The organism is Cupriavidus sp. 01L46 (assembly GCF_056399905.1).
Genome location: NZ_JBFTSF010000254.1, coordinates 1 through 20,929, shown reverse-complemented (window position 1 = coordinate 20,929; position 20,929 = coordinate 1). Strand labels below are relative to the sequence as shown.

At 63.9% G+C, this 20,929-nt stretch carries 19 protein-coding genes, 1 pseudogene and 1 riboswitch; of the genes and pseudogenes, 2 read left to right on the top strand and 18 right to left on the bottom strand.

Annotation, left to right across the window (positions count from 1 at the left end; genetic code table 11):
• Positions 1–196 precede the first annotated feature (196 nt).
• The 18 genes and pseudogenes from AC1DS3_RS30220 to glyA form a co-directional block, all read right to left on the bottom strand.
• The gene (locus AC1DS3_RS30220) at positions 197–1,378 is read right to left on the bottom strand and encodes a pyridoxal phosphate-dependent aminotransferase (protein WP_441634281.1); all 1,182 of its coding nucleotides are present in this window, start codon (positions 1,376–1,378) and stop codon (positions 197–199) included.
• Between the two features lie 173 nt (positions 1,379–1,551).
• Entirely contained in the window at positions 1,552–2,073 is a 522-nt protein-coding gene (nusB, locus tag AC1DS3_RS30215; RefSeq protein ID WP_477128562.1) for a transcription antitermination factor NusB, read from the bottom strand.
• Positions 2,066–2,569, bottom strand: a complete 504-nt coding sequence (ribH, locus tag AC1DS3_RS30210) for a 6,7-dimethyl-8-ribityllumazine synthase (RefSeq protein WP_477128561.1) — start codon at positions 2,567–2,569, stop codon at positions 2,066–2,068. The genes nusB and ribH overlap by 8 nt, the downstream gene beginning before the upstream one ends.
• Before the next feature lie 66 nt (positions 2,570–2,635).
• Positions 2,636–3,748, bottom strand: coding sequence for a bifunctional 3,4-dihydroxy-2-butanone-4-phosphate synthase/GTP cyclohydrolase II (gene ribBA, locus AC1DS3_RS30205; protein ID WP_267604009.1), 1,113 nt, complete (start codon positions 3,746–3,748; stop codon positions 2,636–2,638).
• Between the two features lie 258 nt (positions 3,749–4,006).
• Entirely contained in the window at positions 4,007–4,636 is a 630-nt protein-coding gene (locus AC1DS3_RS30200) for a riboflavin synthase (protein WP_441634285.1), read from the bottom strand.
• A gap of 84 nt (positions 4,637–4,720) precedes the next feature.
• On the bottom strand, positions 4,721–5,839 hold the full coding sequence (gene ribD / locus AC1DS3_RS30195) for a bifunctional diaminohydroxyphosphoribosylaminopyrimidine deaminase/5-amino-6-(5-phosphoribosylamino)uracil reductase RibD (protein WP_441634521.1): 1,119 nt from the start codon (positions 5,837–5,839) through the stop codon (positions 4,721–4,723).
• A 60-nt stretch (positions 5,840–5,899) separates the two neighbouring features.
• Complete coding sequence (locus AC1DS3_RS30190) at positions 5,900–6,397, bottom strand: GspH/FimT family protein (protein WP_477128560.1); 498 nt, start codon at positions 6,395–6,397, stop codon at positions 5,900–5,902.
• 94 nt (positions 6,398–6,491) lie between these two features.
• Positions 6,492–6,941, bottom strand: coding sequence for a type IV pilin protein (locus AC1DS3_RS30185; protein ID WP_441634289.1), 450 nt, complete (start codon positions 6,939–6,941; stop codon positions 6,492–6,494).
• Positions 6,942–7,006: 65 nt separating this feature from the next.
• Positions 7,007–8,539, bottom strand: a complete 1,533-nt coding sequence (locus AC1DS3_RS30180; protein WP_477128559.1) for a pilus assembly protein — start codon at positions 8,537–8,539, stop codon at positions 7,007–7,009.
• A complete protein-coding gene (locus tag AC1DS3_RS30175) occupies positions 8,536–9,792 on the bottom strand; it encodes a PilW family protein (RefSeq protein WP_477128558.1) in 1,257 nt (418 codons plus the stop codon). The genes AC1DS3_RS30180 and AC1DS3_RS30175 overlap by 4 nt, the downstream gene beginning before the upstream one ends.
• 599 nt (positions 9,793–10,391) lie before the next feature.
• The gene (locus tag AC1DS3_RS30170; protein WP_477128557.1) at positions 10,392–10,955 is read right to left on the bottom strand and encodes a GspH/FimT family pseudopilin; all 564 of its coding nucleotides are present in this window, start codon (positions 10,953–10,955) and stop codon (positions 10,392–10,394) included.
• A gap of 6 nt (positions 10,956–10,961) precedes the next feature.
• Positions 10,962–11,408, bottom strand: a complete 447-nt coding sequence (locus tag AC1DS3_RS30165) for a type IV pilin protein (RefSeq protein WP_477128556.1) — start codon at positions 11,406–11,408, stop codon at positions 10,962–10,964.
• An 18-nt stretch (positions 11,409–11,426) separates the two neighbouring features.
• A pseudogene (locus AC1DS3_RS30160) lies at positions 11,427–15,172 on the bottom strand (pilus assembly protein).
• 30 nt (positions 15,173–15,202) lie between these two features.
• Positions 15,203–15,826, bottom strand: coding sequence for a pilus assembly PilX family protein (locus AC1DS3_RS30155; RefSeq protein WP_477128555.1), 624 nt, complete (start codon positions 15,824–15,826; stop codon positions 15,203–15,205).
• The gene (locus tag AC1DS3_RS30150; RefSeq protein WP_477128554.1) at positions 15,817–16,761 is read right to left on the bottom strand and encodes a PilW family protein; all 945 of its coding nucleotides are present in this window, start codon (positions 16,759–16,761) and stop codon (positions 15,817–15,819) included. The genes AC1DS3_RS30155 and AC1DS3_RS30150 overlap by 10 nt, the downstream gene beginning before the upstream one ends.
• Positions 16,758–17,396 (bottom strand): type IV pilus modification protein PilV, encoded by a 639-nt coding sequence (gene pilV / locus AC1DS3_RS30145; RefSeq protein WP_477128553.1) that lies wholly within the window; start codon positions 17,394–17,396, stop codon positions 16,758–16,760. The genes AC1DS3_RS30150 and pilV overlap by 4 nt, the downstream gene beginning before the upstream one ends.
• A gap of 138 nt (positions 17,397–17,534) precedes the next feature.
• Positions 17,535–18,002, bottom strand: a complete 468-nt coding sequence (gene nrdR, locus AC1DS3_RS30140) for a transcriptional regulator NrdR (RefSeq protein ID WP_006162931.1) — start codon at positions 18,000–18,002, stop codon at positions 17,535–17,537.
• A gap of 146 nt (positions 18,003–18,148) precedes the next feature.
• Positions 18,149–19,396, bottom strand: coding sequence for a serine hydroxymethyltransferase (glyA, locus tag AC1DS3_RS30135; RefSeq protein WP_441634310.1), 1,248 nt, complete (start codon positions 19,394–19,396; stop codon positions 18,149–18,151).
• 122 nt (positions 19,397–19,518) lie between these two features.
• Positions 19,519–19,621: riboswitch (ZMP/ZTP riboswitch) on the bottom strand.
• A gap of 163 nt (positions 19,622–19,784) precedes the next feature.
• Here glyA and ybgC point away from each other — a divergent pair.
• Positions 19,785–20,189, top strand: a complete 405-nt coding sequence (ybgC, locus tag AC1DS3_RS30130; RefSeq protein WP_253928679.1) for a tol-pal system-associated acyl-CoA thioesterase — start codon at positions 19,785–19,787, stop codon at positions 20,187–20,189.
• Complete coding sequence (gene tolQ / locus AC1DS3_RS30125; protein WP_043348531.1) at positions 20,186–20,869, top strand: protein TolQ; 684 nt, start codon at positions 20,186–20,188, stop codon at positions 20,867–20,869. The genes ybgC and tolQ overlap by 4 nt, the downstream gene beginning before the upstream one ends.
• Positions 20,870–20,929 lie beyond the last annotated feature (60 nt).

Here is a 20,929-nt window from a genome sequence, read left to right as displayed (position 1 = left end):
CTCAAGTCGGCCGGCTGTTGCGCTTCGAGCAGGAAGGTCAGGTGACTGGAAAGCATCGCACCCGAAAGTTAACACTTCGGCGCAGCGTTTACAACTTCCTCTGACGCTACATACAAAAATGCCGTTCAGCTCTTAACTGAACGGCATTAACCCTTCGGGGTGCTTTTTTCGTTGCCGTGACGGCTCTGGCTGGCGTTCAGGCGAAGAACTTGCCCAGGCGCGCCATGGCCTCCTCGATGTTTTCCATCGAGGTTGCGTAGGAGATCCGTATGTAGTCGCTCGCCGTGTATGGGCCGAAGTCCTGGCCCGGCACCAGCACCACGCCGGCATCGTGCAGCATGGCCTGGGTCAGGGCGTCGGCATCTCCGGCGGACGGGTGGTTGACGCCACGGCAGTCCGCATACACATAGAAGGCGCCATCCGGCTTGACCGGCACCCGCAAGCCCAGCGACTCCAGCGCCGGCACGATGGCATCGCGGCGGCGGTGGAACTCCGCCTTGCGCGCGTCRTAGATCGCCAGCGCCTCGGGGGAGAAGCAGGCCAGCGCGGCGTGCTGGGCGACGGCTGACGCGCAGATGAACAGGTTCTGCGCCACTTTCTCGAAGGCGCCTACCAGTTCATCCGGGACCACCAGCCAGCCCAGGCGCCAGCCAGTCATATTGAAGTACTTGGAGAAGCTGTTGACGGTGATGACGTCGTCGTCCAGGCTCAGCGCCGATACCGGCGGTGCATCGTACGACAGCCCCTGATAGATCTCATCGACGATGGCAAAGCCCTGGCGGGCSCGCACGGCCTTCAGGATGCGCGCCAGTTCGTCCGGCAGGATCGAGGTGCCGGTGGGGTTGGAGGGCGACGCCAGCAGCACGCCGCGGGTGTGTTCGCCCCAATGTGTCTCCACCTGCTCAGCCGTGAGCTGGAAGCGCTGGGCGGGGCCGCTCGGGATCATCTTCGCCCGGCCGTCGAAGGCGGCAACAAAATGCCGGTTGCAGGGGTAGCTGGGGTCAGGCATCAGCACCTCCGCGCCAATCTCCACCAGCACCGCGCAGGCCAGCAGCAACGCAGCCGAGGCGCCGGCGGTCACCACCACGCGGCGCGCAGGGATGTCGATCCCGTACATGGTCTTGTAATAGCCGGCGATGGCCTCGCGCAGCGGCGCAATGCCCAGCGCGCCGGTGTACTGGGTGACGCCGCGGCGCATCGCGGCCTCGGCGGCCCGCACCACGGGCTCGGCGGCGGTGAAATCGGGCTCGCCGATCCCCATGTGGATGATGTGGCGCCCGGCACGCTCGAGTTCGGCGGCCTGTTTGGCCAGCTCCATCACGTGGAAGGCATCGATATTGGCAAGACGGGAGGCAGTGGCGAGGCGCTGCAGATCCATGGTGGGATAGGCTTGGTGGGCCTGATAGGCGGGTTGATCGGGGTTGGGCTGCAGTTAAGCCGCGGTTAAGCTGCAGTTAGGCGGGTGTTGGCCGCGGTAGAAGTAAAAACACCCGCCGGAGCGGGTGTCGGTACGGCAAGCATGGCACCGTGAACGGCGCCGGTTGCCGTTGTTCAGCGTCGGGCGGCCAGTTCCGGCGCGCGCACCTTGGCGGCCAGCTTGTCCAGCACGCCATTGACGTACTTGTAGCCTTCGACGCCGCCGAAGGTCTTGGTCAGTTCCACGRCTTCGTTGATGACAACCTTGTACGGGATGTCCACGCAGTGGATCAGCTCGTAGCTGCCGATCAGCAGGGCCGCGCGCTCGACCGGCGACAACTCGCTGACCGGGCGGTCCAGGAACGGCTCGAACGCGCCCGTCAGCCGGGTTTCTTCACGGATCGCGCCATTGAGCAGTGCATCGAAGTGCTCGCGGTCAGCCTTGTTGAAGCCTTGGGCGTCGTGCAGGTGGGCCTGGATCGCATCGGTATCGTTGCGGTTCAGCAGCCACTGGTACAGGCCCTGCAGCGCGAGTTCGCGCGAGCGGCGGCGCGCACTCTTGGGCGCTGCCTTAGGCTCGGCCTTGGCGACGGGCTTCGCGCCGGCGTCGTCCGCCGGCTTGCCGGCGGGGTTGCTGTTCTCGGGCGCATCACTCATCGTCGTCCTCGTCTTCATCCGCTTCCTGKCTGCGCAGCGAATCCAGCGCGGAAACCAGGTTGGCCATTTCCACCGCGGCGCGGGCGCAGTCGCGGCCCTTCTCACGGGTACGGGCATGGGCCTGGGCGTCGGTGTCGACGGTCAGGATGCCGTTGGCGATGGGCACATTGAAGTCCAGGCCGACGCGGCTGATGCCGGCGCCCGATTCATTCGACACCAGCTCGAAGTGATAGGTCTCGCCGCGCACGACCGCGCCCAGCGCGACCAGCGCATCGAACTGGCCGCTTTCAGCCATCTTTTGCAATGCCAGCGGCACTTCGAGCGCACCCGGCACGGTCACCACCAGGGTGTCCTCGCCTTCGATGCCCAGCTTTTCCAGTTCGGCAACGCAGGCTTCGAGCAGTTCGGCGCAAACCGGCTCGTTGAAGCGCGCTTGCACGATGCCGATGCGCAGGCCTTCACCTTCGAGGTTGCTGGGGTAGAAACCGTGATCCATCTTATCTTCTCCTGGGTTCGGGGTGGCGGCCCGCGATAGGCTCGCGGCCGCCGTGTATCCGGTAGTTCAGTTAGCCTGGCCGCCGCTCATGGGCTGGTAGCCAGTCACTTCAAGGTCATAGCCGGTCATGCTCGGCATTTTCAGCGGGGATGCCAGCACGCGCATCTTGCCCACGCCGAGATCCTTGAGGATCTGGGCGCCGGTGCCGTAGGTGCGCAGGTCCGGCTTCACGCGCGGGCGGTTTTGCGGCGCGTCGAGCGCCGAGAACTGCGTGAACAGCTGTTCGGCCGTGTCGCCGCAGTTCAGCAGCACCATCACGCCATGCTCGGACTGCGCAATCGCCTCGAGCGCGGCCGGCACGCTCCAGGAGTGCGTGGTACGCGACACTTCCAGCAGGTCCAGCGTGGAAAGCGGCTCGTGCACGCGCACCAGCGTTTCGCGATCAGCCTGGGGGTTGCCCTTGACCAGCGCCAGGTGGGCGCGGCCGCTCGGCTTGTCACGATAGATGATGCTGTGGAACGTGCCATATGGCGTTTGCATGGTGCGCTCGCCAGCGCGCTCGATGATGCTCTCGGTGCGGCTGCGGTAGTGGATCAGGTCGGCAATGGTGCCGATCTTGATGTGATGCTCTTGTGCGAACTCGATCAGGTCCGGCAGGCGCGCCATGGTGCCGTCGTCCTTCATGATCTCGCAGATCACCGCGGCCGGCGTCAGGCCGGCCAGCGCGCCCAGGTCGCACCCGGCTTCGGTATGGCCGGCGCGGATCAGCACGCCACCGGGCTGGGCCGTCAACGGGAAGATATGGCCGGGCTGGACCAGGTCGGCGGCACGGGCATCCTTGGCCACCGCGGCTTGCACGGTACGGGCACGGTCGGCCGCCGAGATGCCGGTCGTGACGCCTTCGGCTGCCTCGATCGACACCGTGAAATTGGTGCCATGCACCGTGCCATTGCGGCTCACCATGGGTTGCAGCTCGAGCTGGCGGCAGCGTTCGGCGGTCAACGTCAGGCAGATGAGGCCCCGGCCGTACTTGGCCATGAAGTTGATCGCCTCTGGTGTGACGAAATCGGCGGCCAGGACCAGGTCACCCTCGTTCTCGCGGTCTTCCTCGTCAACCAGGATGACCATGCGGCCGGCACGGATTTCGGCAATGATTTCTTCTGTACGGGCGATTGTCATAGCTTGCAGGCTGGGAAGCTGGCTGAGGTTTGGGCTGGAATTCTGGCTGAATTTCGGGCGGGATGGCTTGCTGGCCGGCTGCCGCTTCAGCGGTATACCGGCTGGCCGCGGCAGCGGTCTGGCCCAATATTGTACGTCAACCAGGCGCCGCAGGGCGCGCGGCACCAGCAGGGCCAATGCAGATGGCCCTCCGTGCGGTGGCGGGGGCGGAAAGACGGGTGGCCCTGGCAGGCCGCCCGGGTGCCAAAAAGCCGTGTGTCAGGCGGGCTTTGGCGCGCTCAACATGCGTTCCACGTACCGCGCGATCAGGTCGATCTCCAGGTTTACGCGCGCGCCGGGCTTCAGGTCCTGCAGCGTGGTGACCTCGATCGTGTGGGGGATCAGGTTGATCGAGAACGTGCAGCCGTCTTCGTCGTCGATGACCTTGTTGACCGTCAGCGACACACCGTTGACCACCACCGACCCCTTGTAGGCCAGGTAGCGCCCCAGTTCGCGCGGGGCGCGCACGCGCAGTTCATGCGACTCGCCCACCGGCGCGAAGTGGGTGACTTCGCCAAGCCCGTCGACATGGCCCGAGACCAGGTGGCCGCCGAGGCGGTCGGCCAGGGTCAGCGCCTTCTCCAGGTTGACCCGGCCGGGCTTGTCCAGGCCAGCGGTCTTGTCGAGCGATTCGCGGGAGACATCGACGTCGAAGGCGTCGCCGTCCAGCGCGATGACCGTCATGCAGGCACCCTGGATGGCGATGCTGTCGCCAAGGATGACATCTGACAGGTCCAGCCCGTTGGCACGGATGCGCAGGCGCACACCGGCATCGGCTGCGGCTTCGCCGCTGCCCAGCGGGGATACGGTTTCGATGCGGCCGACGGCCGCGACAATGCCAGTGAACATGATCGATGCTTGATGCAATGGGAAAACACGCATGCTAGCAGGTGCGCAGCGGATTCGTTTTGCGTGCGGCCTGCCGTCAGGCGATCAGACGTGATCGGCGCGGCGCGCGATCAGGCGCAGGTCTTCGCCGATCATGCGTACGTCGTGCCAGCGGAAGGTCGCGGCGTCCTGCAGCCGCGCCAGGGGCGGCAACTGGAACATGCCTTGCGCGTCGCCCAGCAGCTTGGGCGCGAGGTAGATCAGCAACTCGTCTGCGCAGTGCTCGCGGATCAGCGATCCGTTGAGCTTGAAGCCGGCTTCCACGTGCAGCTCGTTGATGCCGCGCCGGCCGAGTTCTTCCAGCATGTGGCGCAATTCCACCTTGCCGTGCGGATTGGGCAGCACGACCACTTCCGCGCCGCGGGCTTCCAGGGCGCGCCGGCGCGCTGTATCGTCAAAGGCGCAGAACACCAGCACGGGCTTGGCAAAGTCACCGGTGTCCGGCGTCAGCAGGCGCGCGTCCAGGGGAATCTCCAGCCGGGAGTCCACCACCACGCGCTGAGGCTGGCGCGGCGTGTCCACGGCACGCACATTGAGCTGCGGGTTGTCGTCGCGCACGGTGCCGATGCCGGTCAGGATAGCGCTGGCGCGCGCACGCCAGGCGTGGCCGTCGTCGCGTGCCGCCTGGCCGGTAATCCACTGGCTGCTGCCGTCGTGCAGCGCGGTGCCGCCGTCGAGCGAGGCGGCCACCTTGACACGCACCCAGGGCAGGCCGCGCGTCATCCGGTTGACAAAGCCGATGTTGAGTTCGCGAGCTTCTTTTTCGAGCAGGCCGCAGCGTACGTCCACGCCGGCTTCGCGCAGCCGCTGCAAGCCACGGCCCGAAACCGTCGGGTTCGGGTCCTCCATGGCGGCCACCACGCGCGCGATGCCGGCGCGTACCAGCGCGTCCGCGCAGGGCGGCGTCCGGCCAAAATGGCTGCAGGGCTCGAGCGTGACAAAGGCCGTGGCACCCTTGGGATCGTTCCCGCGCGCCGCGGCATCCTTGAGCGCCTGGATCTCGGCGTGATCCTGCCCGGCGGGTTGGGTGAAGCCCTGGCCGATGATCTTGCCGTCCTTGGACAAAACGCAGCCAACGCGCGGGTTGGGCGTGGTGGTGTACATGCCACGCTCGGCGAGCGCGAGAGCCTGTGCCATGGCTGCGTGGTCGGTATCGGAGAACATGTGGCCTGGTGCTTCCTGCCGCGCGGGCGGTGAGTTGGATAGGGTTACAGTCATCAGGTATCAGGGCGGCTCGGACTGTGCGAGGCCGTCGCAATCGGCATCCTGCCCCGGCGTGCACAAGCGGACGCGGCCGTGGGCACCGAGCCTTAGCTGCCGCTGTTCGCCCCGGCAGGTCACGGTGAAGGTGGCGGCGAGAAACCCGCCTTGCTCTGAGCGAGAGTATCCCACAGCTGTCATGCGCAGCGTATTGCTGCCTTGCGCGGTCGAGCGCAGGACGATGCGCAGGCAGGCGTCGCGCAGTTCGACGACAGCGAGCAAGCCGGCGTTGTCCTGGTCCGGCTCGTCTCCTGGCTCCAGTGCCAGCCGCCAGCCGTGGTCCAGCGACGAGGCACCCGGCAAGGGCGTCAGTACCGCGTCGGATCGCCGGGCTATGGCGGCCGAGCGCGCCACCGCCAGCGAGCCGGCCAGGCGGTCTGCCGCCAGCATCACCTGCTGGCGCGCCTGCAAGCGCTGCCAGGACGGGAAAGCCAGCGCCGCCAGGATGGCGAGCACAGCCACGCAGGTCAGCAGTTCGGCAAGCGTTGCGCCGCGACGCGAATGCCGGTGCCAATTCCGATGCCAATGCCAGTGCCAGATCCGACGCACGGCCGCCTCAGCACGCCTGGGGCAGCGGCACCGGCTCCGCGGCAAAAGCGGGCTGGGCAAGCCACTCGCCGGTGCTGCGCAGTATCAGCGTGCCGCATGACGCGTCCGGCGTCTGCGGCACGGCGCGCAGCTCCACGCAATGCGCCAGCCCGCTGCCCGGGCAGGCACTGGCATTGATCCAATGACGCGGGTGCGCCGCTTGGGCGGGCACCGACTGCGGCCACTTGCCGGCCACCGTCGCGCCGCCAGGCTGGGCGGCGAAGCTCGTGCTGGCGAGCGCGTGGCGCTCCAGGTCCAGCATCAAGCCAATCAGTGCGCTGCGCGCCTCGGCGCGCCTGCCGCGTTCCATATGCTGGTGCCAGGCAGGCATCACCATTGCCATCAGGATGGCGGAGACGGTCAGCGTGATCAGCAACTCGAGCAGGGTGAAGCCGGTTGGGCGATGGCGGGGTGTCATGCATGGGTCTCCGGGATGCGGTGGCGCGGTTGGCGGTGGATGGGTCTGGAAGGCGCATCCGAGTCTCACGGCGACCCGGAGCGGATCAGCTCGCGCCAGCTGAGGCGGCCGGTGCGGCGGCTGGCGACGGTGCGGTTGAGTAGCACGGCGCTTCCTTGCTCCAGGGACCAGAGCGTGAGGGTCACGTCCTCATGCGACGTGACGCCCGGTAGCGGCGCAAGTGTTGGCGGTAGTGCCACGCGTTCGAGAACGACGGTCGCCTTGGCGCTGGCGCCGAACCCGGTTGCTACGTGAGTGAGAGGCCCGCCAGCCTGCGCGCTGACAGTGGATTCGCCGCTCAGCGCGTGGATCAGGTACGCGCGCTGGCGCGCGTCGGGCGTCCGGGTGACAAAGCCGAGGTAGCCCGGGGCGGCCGGGAGAAGCCGTTCCAGATGCTCGCCGGGATTGGGAAGAGGCAAGTGCCAGCCCGCGGTGGATGCTGGTCGGCCTTGCATATCCGGCGTGTGAGCCTGCCGGCGCAGCACCACGCCGCCTCCTTGGGGCAGGGCCACAATGCGCGCGCCGCCGCGACTTGGGCTGCCTGTGTCCGCGAGGGCAGTGCTGTCGAACACCGCGCTGACATGGGTGCCGTTTCCGTACACCACCAGGTGGCCGCCGGCGGCGCTGATCAGGGCAGGGGGCACGATCGCGCGCGACGATGGCGCTGGGTTGTCCATCCGGTAAATGCAGTCGACGCGCCGGCCGCTATCGTGCCATGGCATCGCGCCACGCAAATCGAAACGCCAGAGCCCGCCGGCGGCGTCCACCGCATACGCCGCCAGGGCCACGCCGGAAATATCTGGCAGGATGCTCGCGGCAAGCAGTGCGGGGTTGGGTCCGGCGCTCCCGCAACCGCCGGTCGGCAGGAGCAGCCGCCGTATCGCGTGGCGTCCTTGCCACGGCGCGTGCGTGGGTTTGTCCAGGGGCAGCATGGCGATGCCGGCTTGCTGCCCGGGCGGATCGCGATGCGGCCCGCCTCGGTGGGCTTGGCGACCGTGCGAGGCGCCCAGCGTCACCATGGCGTACCAGCGCGGGCCTTMATGCGTGGAGAGAGCCAATGCACGGACGGGGCCCGACGGGGCCAGCGGCAGCGTGTGGGAAGCCCTGGCCTCCCAGATCGGCGCTACTGGTGGCTGCGCCGTTGCATTCGTGATGTCGAKGGCGAAAACGCTTGCCTGTGGATCAGCCGCGTTCGCCGGAAGGCCACACAGCAGCACGGTGCGCCAGCGGCCGGGTTCGAGCGAGACGTCGGCAGCCTCGGGGTGGGGGCAGGGCGTGGCGCCCTGTTTTCGCATTGGGCGCGGCTGGTAAGCGAGTACTTCGTCGCCGGATGTCGCATTGAACGCGCGCAGGCTGCCATCGCGCATGCCCAGCCAGGCCAGCACAGCGCGCGAGCTGTGCTGACCGACGAATTCCGCGTGGCCCGGCCAGCCAGGTATCCACTTGGGGGGCGGTACCAGGACAGGCGGCGTGCTCCCCGCGCCTTGTGCCGTGCCAGCAAACAGCAGCGCGGCGGCGAGCGCAATCAGCGAGTTGTGGTACCGGGCGGAGTGGGTCATGGCTGGAACTCGCTCTGCAGCAAGCTGCGTACCGCCGGGTCGCGCCCCAACCCTAGCGCAGTAATGCGAAAACGCAGCCGTTGCCCCGTGCCTGGCGCGTAGTCGGATCCCAGCCATTCGCCTGGAGGACGCTCGTGCATCAACTCGGCAACGTACCGCGGCATGGCGCCCGCCCCAGCGGCTCCGGGTGGCAAGACCGGCAGGGTAACGCCGCTGAAGGTGCCCATCGCGATGCCGGCGGTCTCATCCGACCGGCGCGAATCGAGCCAATTTAGCCATGGCGGCGGCATGCCTGGGGCGGGCCGGCAGAGTCCCCGCTGCGCGCCGGCGCCGCATTGGCCCGGCGGCGGCCACGCAGCAAGGCGGCTATCCACGCCGGACGCGCCGTTGCTGAGCGCCGCCATCAACTCCGCTTCCGCGTCGAGCAACGCCGTTTCCGCCGCGCGAAAGGCGATCTCCTGTTCGAGCAGGTAAGTGGTCACTTGCCTGCTGGCGAGCAGGAATTGAAGGCCAGCCAGGGGCACCAGTGCCACCTGCACCACTAATACCTCGCGCCAGACCGCGTCGCCCCTGGCGCGCAGTTCCTCGGCGCGCAGGAACGCGTCGGCCTTGCCATCGCCATCGGTATCGATGCCGTATCTCAACTGCATGGCCTCCACGCCACGCACCAGGGCGCCCGAAGTCCACCTTCCCCCCAGCACCCGCCCGTCGCGCCGGCTGGCATAGCGGCACAACAGCTGCGGCTCGCCATCCGCGCCGGTGGCGATATAGAGCAAGCTCTCTCCCGCATAAGCGCGGGCTGCGTCACCAGCCGATCCGCCAACGCTTACCGCCGGCAACGCATACCCGCTGCAATCGATCATGGTCTGGTCCGGCAACGTCGGATCCTGCGCGCGCCCGCTGCCGCTGAATCGCACCAGCAGTGCATCGCTCCCATTGACGCCACGGCGAGGGCAGGTGGGCAGCGCGGCAATGCCCGGCTGGCCGCAATCGTCGCGCCCTGACAGCGCCGGTGGCGCGTTGGCCGGCAAGGCCGCGCCGACCGGCTGCCAACCGCTATGCCGGACCAGGTGGGTGAGGATCGCAAGCGCCCGCTGGCCGCGTTCTTCCAGCAGCACGAGATCGACGGCGGTGCGGTAAGCGACCTGGACGGCATGGAACGCCGACACAGCCAGCGCGCTGACCAGCAGGCCGAGAGCCAGGCCAACCATCAGTTCGATCAACGAAAATCCTTGTGCGCGACGAGCCCTCATGGCCGGATCCAGAGGGCAACGACGCGCAGCGCGGCCGCGCCCCGCACGCCGCCGGCAGGTCTCGACGAAGCCAAGGACAGCGGCCCGACGACCGCCAGTCTTGATCCCGGCGAGCACCCGCCATCCTCCGCCGAAGCAAGCGACTGGCACAGCTGGAGGTCATTCGGGCCAATGCCGCGGGCCTGAAGGGGCGACAGCGCAAGGTCCGGATCCTCCAACTCCGCTAGTTCCGCGGCTGCACGTGTAGCTTGGCCGAGGGCCTCATAGCCGCGCAGCGCGCTTAGAGCRAACGGCGCCAGCGCAGCAAGCGGGAGCAGCCCGACGCCGAGCACGGCGAGGGCGGTGAGGGATTCGATGAGGATGAAGYCGCAGTCGCCGCGACACAACGGCGGAAAAGCAGCTTGACGGATACGCGGTCTTGCTCGCACTCGCATGAAGGGCTCCCTTGGAAGGCGTTGTGCCCAAGAGTAGCCAGCATGCGCTCCGGAAAATGTTCCAGACTGTAGAGGTTGTGAGGCGGCTTGTTAATTGTGAGCGCCTGCAGCGGCAGTACGTGGGGCGGCATCAACCCGATTCATCCGGTTGACGCACCAGATGGATCAGGGAGGTGCCAGCGCGCTCGCTGTGCAAGTCGTATCCCGTGACGGGTCACAGACTCTTGATCTGCCGAGCGCATTGATCTCCACCACGCGCTGCAGCGTTCCCAGCGTGAAAGTTGCGGTCGCCGTGAGTTGAGATCTTGTCGCCGCCGTAATCGAATAACCTACCGGTGAAAAGGCGACATAGCCCGTTGCATTGGGGTTGGTATTGAAGGTGACGGTGATATCGCTGGGGATCGGATCGTATTGCGATATCAACGTGTCACTCGTCGTGAAGGCACCATCAGGCGTGCTGTGTTCGGAGAATACCTGCCAGCCATTGCTCCACGCTGCGCCGATGGGAGCGACTGTGACATAGCTGTTGGTTGCGGCTGCGCCGGAGCGTGCCTGTGCAATGGCCGAGGCGAAGCTATCGGCAGCCGAAACGAGGCGCTGCCGCCGCAGAAAGTCGCTCATGCTGGGCGTTGCCATGGCAAGCAGAATAGCGGCAATCGTCATCGTGATCACCAACTCGACGAGCGTGAATCCGCTCGCACGGGGGGGCTGGATCCGGAGCTTTTGCATTTCTGCTTACCAGCAGCCTGCGCTCGTAGCATACACGCCGCTGGTAAGCATGTTGTACTTCTCGCCGGTACTGCGATAGACCAGTGTGCCGCATGTTGAGTCCGGCTTGATCGGGCTGGCTTGCAGTTCCACGCACTGTCCATTCGATGCGCCACATTGGGCCGCAAGGATCTGGTAGCTGCCGGTAGTGGGAGAATCTCCGGACCAGGTCTTGTAGCCAGTCCAGAGCGTGGTCGTACCCGCGCCGTAGTAGCTGTTTACCTGCGAAAAATGCCGCTCAAAGAGTTGCATGTCTTCAAGCAGGGCGGCCTTGGCTTCAGCACGCCTGCCCTTCGTGATGTAACTCGAATAGTTCGGGTAGGCAATCGCGGAAAGAATGGAAATGATACTCACCGTGATCACGGCTTCAATCAATGTGAAGCCGCGCTGGGATATCTTATTGGCGCGTTGCATAGAGAATCCCTTTCGATCCTAGTTCAGCGTGAAATTTCGAATCTCGCGCCATCCGGCACGAGCCTTGCGTATGTTTGAATTGGTCGAATTTCCGCTCTGGCCATTGGCTCCGACAGATGCAGTGCCGGATGCGCCAAATGAGATGACCTGTGTGGTCTTCGTTTCGACGATGCCGCCGACCGCGCTGCGATTCGCGTTCGTGACGTTAATGACGATCACCGATGGCGCGCCGAGCAGACCAATGCTGGACAAATAGCCTGATACCCCGTTGCCCGGCATGCCGGTCAGGGCGCCCAGCGCGTAGCTCCTGCTGCCACCGCTGGTGCCGCATGAATCCGTGCCTGTGTAGAGGGAGTTGAAGTACACGATCCCGTCCTGAGCAACCACAGAAGTGACTTGCCTCTCCGTCGAGTCCAGGAAGTCCAGAACCCAGCCAGGTTTGCGAGGCGCGGCATAGCCCGGGGCGTACGATGAAGAGTTGAAGGTGTAAGACTTTCCGTCGGCAGATGCCTGCATCGTTACTGCATTGAGCTTGCTGCGGTCAGGGACGTAGTTGGTGCCGCCGCCGTCGTAAATGCCATAGAACGAGTTGGTCTGGCTAACGGTGGAGGACGTGTCCGACAATTCGTAATATTTGCCGGTGCCGAACAGCACCATGTACCCGCCGGGCGCGTAGACTACCTGCGGCTGAACCGTGATCGGCTGTCGCCGCCCCTGCGAATCAGWGGCGACAAACATCGGCTTACCAGGTGCTCCGCCGAAGGCCGGGAGGGCACCGGCGGTTGCGTTGCCATTCCACGTGCTTGGAGTGCCGGCCACATTGAACTTCCACAAATTGCCCTGCAGATCCCCGGCGTAGAAGCTTGTGACACGGCCATTGGGGGTGCCAACGGAAGCTGGCGTGCTCAAACCATTCGCTGTAACGTAAGGCGGCACTGCCGCGGGCGTGGCTATCTTGAAGTAATTGCTGTTCAGGGTCCACGCGGTACCAGCTGTCTTGTCCAGTGAAAGCAAGAACAAGGCAGCTGGGGCATTGGTGTTCGAATAACCGTCAGTTTGATTGGAGTTCAAGCCATTGCCGACCACAACAAACCATTTATAGACGGGGTTGCCGCTGGTATCCGTACCGGTCTGCAGCTTGGCGACGATCGGAGGGCCCATGACATTGCCCATGTCAGCGTCATCCTTGTCTGTGAACTCCCAAAGGACGTTGGCGCCGCTAAAGGCCGTTCCGCTCTTGCCGCCATCCGGATCGGTCACGTCCAGTGCGTAGATGCCTTGCGCGCCGCCACCGAACCCGCCGGTGAGTACGGATTTCCAGACGCCGTTGACTTGTGCTTCTGTGACCAGGGGGGTTGCATCCACGTAAGGGCGGTGCGAATAGCTCGGCGATGTCAGCTGCGCCAGCGCGCTGAATACGGCATTGGGCACGTAAGCAAAGACTTCGTCGCCGGTATTCGCATTGAAGCCGTGCAGCATGCCGTCGTTGGCTCCGACATAAACCAACGGCGTGCGGCCGCTGTAAGTGGTCAGGAAGCTGCTGTAGCCGCTATCTGTACGGGTTGCGGCAGGGTCACCCACAAAGACCGGCCCTGAGCCGATGAYGTCACCGAATACCGTCGTGCGGGCTCTGAACGGACCACCACCGCCTTGCCCATTGCTTTCCTGTGTCCTGTCGCCACGAAGATAGTTGAGGCGGATTTGGCCGTTGCCATCATTCAAGCCAGAGTCAGGATTGAGATTGAGCAGCGCCTGCTGGGCAGACGAGATGGTGCTCCCTGTGAACTGAAAGGGAACTCCCGCGCCGCTGGTTGAGTTGAGGGTGAAAATGGAGCGCGTACTCGGGCTCTTGCTGGCGAGCCGGTTCCCTGCCTCCCACGTTCTGGACTGCGCGATCGTTACGGCCGTGCCATCGGCGCTTTTGGAGATAGCATAGGCGCTCAACTGGCCGTTCCATCTCTGGTCGAATCCGGGCGTGTAGACAAAGCCATTCTGTACGATGCGGTTGCTAGTGAGCGCGATGCCGGAGAGCGTGCCTGCGGAACTCGTGATCTGCACGAAGATCTTCTTGATGGCATCGATCATGGCCTGCGGCTGGCTTGCGAGGAACCAGTTCGATGGGACGTTTGATCCCGTGGGCGCAGCTTCCCACTCCGTATTGTTGGTAACGGTCGTGCCGCCCTGGCCCGCTGCCTTGAAGGGATTTCCGTCCGCGTTGCCGCCGTCGATCTTGTCGTCCTTGAATCCGCCGTACTTTGCTGCGAGAAAGATCTGGCTCTGACGCTGAGTGGCGCCGACCGTTCCGTTCCCGGCTTCATTGACGTCGATGCCAAACGTCGTGACGCGCGCAGAGGGCATGTCGGGGCGAAACGCCGAGGTGTGCGCCCAGTAGGCGACCCCCGCAATATAGTAGGTTGACCAGTTCGAGGTCGGATGCAGGATGTCGCCCAGATTCGTGAAGGAGGAGGGCAGGGGGTTGGCATTGCCTGCCGCCGGCGTGTTGGCTTCTAGTGCTCCGACCTTATTGGTCCACGCTCGCACATCGAATCCACTATAGCTGTCCACTGCCCGGGCAGGGTCGCCGTGCGAGGTGTCGACGTTGCCTGGAATGTAGTGATCCTCGTGGGTATTGATGTCGCCAATCGTCACGACGTAGTTGCGCTGGCAACTGTTGAGCATCGGGTCGGCATCCCAGGTCGTATAGACGGGGAAGTTGTCTGCATAGGTCGTATTCGGAAGGCCGCTGATAGCTTGTGGGGTGGGGCCGTCCTTGTGAAACTGGAGGTAGCGGATGCTCTCGTAGAACAGTTCGCTGATCGGGTCATACGTCTTGTAGTTGCCGAGTGGGTTATCTGTTGGTCCGCCAAGGTCGCCCATTGTCTTGCCACTGAGTTGCGTGCTCGTGCGGCCAAACTGATTGAGATAGTTGATAACCCCGCTGATTCCTTCTGTGCGGTTGAGCGGGTTCCGATAGAACACGCCCGTTGCCGGATCCCATTCCTTTGCGGTATTTGCGATCGTTCTCAGGTTGGAGTCAACCGCAGTAGTGCCGACATACTTCATCGGGGCCCGCAGCACCCCACCATAGCGCTCGTTCGGTGTCTTGCTGGTGTCGTTGGTGCCGTCGTTTAGATAGCCGAAAGCCGCAAAGCGCACGCGATCGGCATTTCTTTGCATCTGGCCGACGGGCTTGTAGTTGCTGCCATAGTTGTAGCAGAGGTCGGTGCGCGTAGTTGCCTCGCCGCTATCGCAAACCTGAATCTGGACACGGAAGCTACGTCGTTCCGTCAGCTTGCTGTTCTTGAAAACGTCGGCATATTTCCCCGGGCTCCCGCAGTTGCCGCTGCTATCGTCCGCATCGGAGAAGAAGATGTGGTTACCACACGAAGCAATATAAATCGTGCTGTATGAGAATGGCGTTACCGCACTCGGCGCGCTGCTGATGCTGCTGACGGCCGTGACGCTCTTGACCGGGAAGTAACTGTTGCTGCGGAAAAAATCCGATCTGAGCACGGCACGCTGCAAGACCGTCTGGGTAGTGGTGTCCACCACACGGTCGCCGCCGGTCATCGCCATCAGGCAGTACCCGTAGTCGGGAACTCTACCGAGAGCGTCATCATCAGGTTTGGGTGAATGTTCTGCGATTGCCCGAATAGCGGGGTCTGCGCAATCGTCACGGTCGGCACGCTTGGCGTGCTTGCCGCCCAAAGCGCGKTAACCCATAGCATCGCGCACAGAGGCAACAGGCGTCGGAGTGTATTCATGAATTCGTTCCCGATTCGATGCTGGCTGTTCTAGTTGTCGGTCTTGCGGTACAGCGACTGAACCATTGCCTGGGTGGCGTTATTGGGGCCAAATCCAACCGCTGTCACCCGATACATATAGCGCGTGTTGTCAACGGCGCCGCCAATGGATTGGTCGGGAAGCAACTCGATGATGTAGCGAGGCTTCTGGCTTGGAGTCAGGCCCGTCCCKGTCGGGAATGTCCGGCCCGTAAAGGTGCCGTAGGCCACCGTCTGCGGGTTGGTGGCAGAAGCGCTCCAGCTAACGGTGTTCCATATCTGTGCGTTGATATTTGCCAATGTATTGCACAGGCCCTGGTAGGGAGCGGCCACCGTTGTCCCGATATTGCATCCACCTTCGACCGTGAAGCCCGTCGCCGCTGTCGGCTGGAAAATTGCCGAGCGGCTCTTGGGGCCGGTTGTGTTCTGGATGTCCATTTCGGCATCGCGCAAGGCGGCCTCAGCTGCCTGGAACGCAATCTCGAAATCGCGTTGATTGCGGGTCGTGCGTTTTGAGTCCAGCGCCAGTCTCGCGCCACCCAGTGCCAGCACGGATATGACGAGCAGCATGATCAGCGCGGTGATCAGGGCAAAGCCGCTGGCTGGATATTTCACTGCTGGATGGGTCAGAGGCACGAAGGGTCTCCCTGCATGCAACTCAGGTAGTTGCGCACTTGTACCGTCGCCGTGAACAGGCGGCGCGCGGATTGTGGGTCTTGAGTCGGCGTGAACGTGCCGTCGGCGCCGTTGTACATGGAACCGAAGAGCTGGATCGCGGGCTGCCCGGAACTGTCTGCGCTTGCATTGTCGCTGCGCACGACCAAAGCTACTTTCAGCGCATAGATGCGTGCCCACTCGGCTGCGCCGACTTGGCTGGCGGGAACGAACTTGTCGGCCACTTCATCGTCATCTGTGGATATGCCGTAGAGCACCTGCAAGTTCTCTACGCCCGGGACAAGTTGCTGCGCGACAAAGGTAGACGTCTCCTTGCCGGATGCGCGCCGCCGGTATTTGCACATCAGATAGGGCAGGCCATCGGCGCCGTTCTGCACATAGAGAATGGAGAGTCCGCGCTGACTTGCCGCACTATCGATGTTGGACGGCGCGGCGACGGCTTGTCCGGAGCAATCCACCATGGACCCATCGCTCACGGTCGGGTCAGCCGCCGTCCCGACGCCGAAGAATCGAGTCAGCAAAACGTCGCTGCCATTGACGGTGGCGCCAGCATCGCAACCCAGCGTCTCGTTGTCCGAGGGAGTTGAACAGCTGTCCAGTCCCATCAGCATCTGCGAGCTGATCTGCATTGAGCCACCATCGCTGGCCGGAGGCGTGTAGGCAATCTGACGCAACATTCGTGAAACGACGCCGATCGCGAACTGACCGCGCTCCTCGAGGTTGGCGCTGTCATTGATGCCGCTATAGGTGCTGCGGGTCAGTAGGTAAAAGGAAGTGGATGCAACCAGCACCAGCATGCCAAGCGTCAGCGCAACCATCATCTCGACCATGGAGAAGCCTGGGCTTCGCTGGCGACGACGGGATGGTTGTCCGGAGCCGGCCATCAGCGTTTTCAATTGCTAACTCCCGGGTTGGCCACAATAACAATTTGTGGCGTTGCCGAGCCGTCGGCGGCTTGCGTGTCTGGCATGGTTGTACCGGTCGCGACATCTACCCCCGGCTTGTCGGCGAATCGAGATACCCAGCCCATCTTGATGACGATCGGGCTATCGTTGGCTTGGCCCGTGCCGCCGGCCGTGGCGTTGCACGCCCAGGTGTAGCCTGCGGAGGTGGAATAGATGCTGGAGTCCCGGCAGATTACCGCACGCCCGCCTGGCAGGGCCGTCTGGACGCGTCGCGTCCATTCGGCCAAATCGAACGTGACCATGTTGGCTGCGCAAACCGGGCTGCCGGACGTGCATGGGGTGGTAAAGAAATTGGCGCCCGTCGGCACCGCCGGTGCGCCGATGCTCGTGTCGAAGAAGTAGCTGCTGTTACTGGCGAGCATTTGGGCGCTGTTAGCCCGCATGCGGTCTGCCATATCGCTGGCGAGCTGCAGTGCCAGCGTGTCATAGGACGCTTGTTGGGAGAATCGAAATGATTTGATAAGAAGATTTGCCACGCCGAGCACGCCGATGGCGAGCACGACGATTGCCACCAATGCTTCGAGCATGGTGAAGCCGGCCGTCCCCCGACAGCTTGACTGACCCATCTTGACCCTTGTCCGAAAAGACTACGTTCTTTTGGCTTCGTTCTATTTTTTTCTGCAAACCAGGTGGGAGTATAGATATAAGAGTTGCCACCTAGGACACAGTTTGGGGAGAATTAAACAACGTCCTCGTTACTTTTTCTACTGCTTCCGTGGGGTGGACGCCGAAAATTCGTCCAGCATGTCGCGGAATTCCGACACGTCCTCAAAGCTCCGATACACCGAAGCAAAGCGGATATAAGCAATTTTGTCCAACCGGCGCAGCTCGCGCATGACCAGTTCCCCGACCTGGCTGCTGGGGATTTCCTTCTCGCCGAGGGCGAGCAGTTTCTCTTCGATGCGGGTGATGGAGGCGTCGATGGCTTCAGCCGAGACCGGGCGCTTGCGCAGCGCGAGGCGCATCGAGTCTTTCAGCTTGTCGCGGGTATAGTCCGCGCGGGAGCCGTTTTTCTTGACGATGGCGGGGAAGAACAGCTCGATCCGCTCATAGGTGGTGAAGCGGCGGTCGCAGGATTCACAGCGGCGGCGGCGGCGCACCGTATCGCCTTCTTCCGACATGCGCGTGTCCAGGACCTGGGTGTTGGAATGGGCGCAAAAAGGGCATTTCATGCCTGACCACCTCGAAGTTTGAGCCGGGGCGCGTGCCGCGCAGGCAGCGTTTTGTCATTCTGTGTCGCGCCGGGCTGGGTTGGCAAGGCCCGCCGCAGGCGCGGCGGGGCTGCYGGCCACCCGCGCGTGGCGGGTGGCGCTGGGCTTTAGCCGTAGACCGGGAAACGCTTGGTCAGGGCTGCCACTTGCTCGCGCACGCGCGCGATGTTGGCCAGGTCGTGCGGGTTTTCCAGCACGTCGGCGACGAGGTTGGCCACCAGGCGGGCTTCTTCTTCCTTGAAGCCGCGGGTGGTCATGGCCGGCGAGCCCAGGCGGATGCCCGAGGTGACGAACGGCTTTTCCGGGTCGTTGGGGATGGCGTTCTTGTTGACGGTGATGTGTGCCTCGCCCAGGACCTTTTCGGCTTCCTTGCCCGTGATCTGCATGGCGCGCAGGTCGACCAGCATGACGTGGCTTTCGGTGCGGCCGGAGACGATGCGCAGGCCGCGCTCGATCAGCGTTTCGGCCAGCACGCGGGCGTTCTTGACCACTTGCTGCTGGTAGGTCTTGAACTCGGGCGACAGGGCTTCCTTGAACGCCACTGCCTTGCCGGCGATCACGTGCATCAGGGGGCCGCCCTGGATGCCGGGGAAGATGGCCGAGTTGATGGCCTTCTCGTGCTCGGCCTTCATCAGGATCACGCCACCGCGCGGGCCGCGCAGGCTCTTGTGGGTGGTGGTGGTGACAAAGTCGGCGTGCGGCACCGGGTTGGGGTACACGCCGGCGGCGATCAGGCCGGCGTAGTGGGCCATGTCGACCATGAACAGGGCGCCGATGGACTTGGCTACTTTGGAGATGCGTTCGAAGTCGATGCGCAGGGCGAAGGCCGAGGCGCCGGCGATGATCAGCTTGGGCTTCTTTTCCTGCGCCAGCTTTTCCAGCGCGTCGTAGTCGATGTCTTCGTTGGCGTCCAGGCCGTAGCTGACCACGTTGAACCATTTGCCGCTCATGTTGAGCGCCATGCCGTGGGTCAGGTGGCCGCCTTCGGCCAGGCTCATGCCCATGATGGTGTCACCCGGCTTCAGGGCGGCGAAGAACACGCCCTGGTTGGCCTGCGAGCCGGAGTTGGGCTGCACGTTGGCGGCTTCGGCGCCGAACAGTTGCTTGACGCGGTCGATGGCCAGTTGCTCCACGACGTCGACGTACTCGCAGCCACCGTAGTAGCGCTTGCCGGGATAGCCTTCGGCGTACTTGTTGGTCAGTTGCGAGCCTTGCGCAGCCATCACGGCCGGCGAGGTGTAGTTTTCCGAGGCGATCAGCTCGATGTGCTCTTCCTGGCGCTGGTCTTCCTTCTGGATGGCGGCAAAAAGCTCGGGGTCGATCTGGTCGATCGTATAGCGGCTGCGTTCGAACATGGCGAAAACTCGTCTGAAAAAAGGGGAATTCCGAATGGCTTCGGGGTAGGGCGCGCGGGGAAGGCACAGGCGACCGGCGCCGGTCGCGTTAGCTATCCGGCGCAGGGCGCACCCTGCTTCCCATTCGCTGCCCAGGCGAGCGGCAGGCGCTTGAAACATCGCGCCAGAGAACTTTGCGCTTCCTCGTGGTAGTACCCACTGACTTCGCCAGTCGCGCAAGATGGAATGGTTGGCGGCAGTTTAACGCGAGGCGCTGGCTCGCTGCAAGACGGTGCTGTGGGGGGCCTGAGACCGAAAGTCAATGCCTTGTCTGTCAGGCCATGTAATTGTTGTAATGTCAGGCAAGGGTTTACACCGGGTCGGGCCGGCTGCCGTTACAATCGCGGCCATGAGCAACAATGTGTGGGCCTTGCGGGTGTACTGGGAAGACACCGACGCGGGCGGCGTAGTGTTCTACGCCAATTACCTCAAGTTCTTCGAGCGCGCCCGTACCGAGTGGCTGCGCTCGCTTGGCATCGAACAGCAAGCGCTGGCCGATGAGACCGGCGTCGTCTTCATCGTCAGAAGCACGGCGGTGGACTACAATGCCCCCGCCCGTCTGGACGACTTGCTTGAGATCCGGACACAGATTGAACGGGTTGGCCCGGCGTCGGTCCAATTCGCCCAAGAAGCGTGGCGTGGTGAGCAATTGCTGGCTACTGGCGCCATCCGGGTTGGGTGTGTTGATCGTAGCACATTTCGCCCGACTCCCATTCCCGCTCCCGTCCTTGCAACCATCAAGACCGCTCGATGAATCCCGTGACCGTCACGCAAGACCTGTCGATCATTTCGCTGGTGCTGCACGCCAGTGTGCTGGCACAGGCCGTCATGGCCCTGCTGCTGGTGATGTCCCTGTTCTCGTGGACATATATCTTCCGCAAGCATTTCTCCCTGCGCGCCGCGCGGACCCAGACCGAGGGGTTCGAGCGCGACTTCTGGGCCGGCGGCGACCTGCAGGCCCTATATCAGAGCGCAGCCAACAATCGTCACAACACCGGCGCGCTGGAACGGATCTTTGAATCCGGCATGGGCGAGTACCTGAAGGCGCGCGAGCGCAACAATGACGCCGGCGCGCTGCTCGATGCCGCGCGGCGTGCGATGCGCGCGGCCTACCAGCGCGAGATGGATGTGATGGAATCGCATCTTCCATTCCTGGCGTCGGTAGGTTCGGTMAGTCCGTACATCGGCTTGTTCGGCACCGTATGGGGGATCATGAACGCCTTCCGTGGCTTGTCCAACGTGCAACAGGCAACGCTTGCCGCCGTGGCGCCCGGCATCGCGGAGGCGCTGGTTGCCACCGCCATCGGCCTGTTCGCGGCGATTCCGGCGGTCATTGCCTACAACCGCTACGCCACCGAAGTAGATCGCCTGGCCATCCGCTTCGAGAGCTTCATGGAAGAGTTCCTGAACATCCTGCAACGGCAGACCCGCTAAAGCGCCGAAACCACCAACGTCTTCGGTCAAGGAGAACCAGCAATGGCAGCGATACAGCGC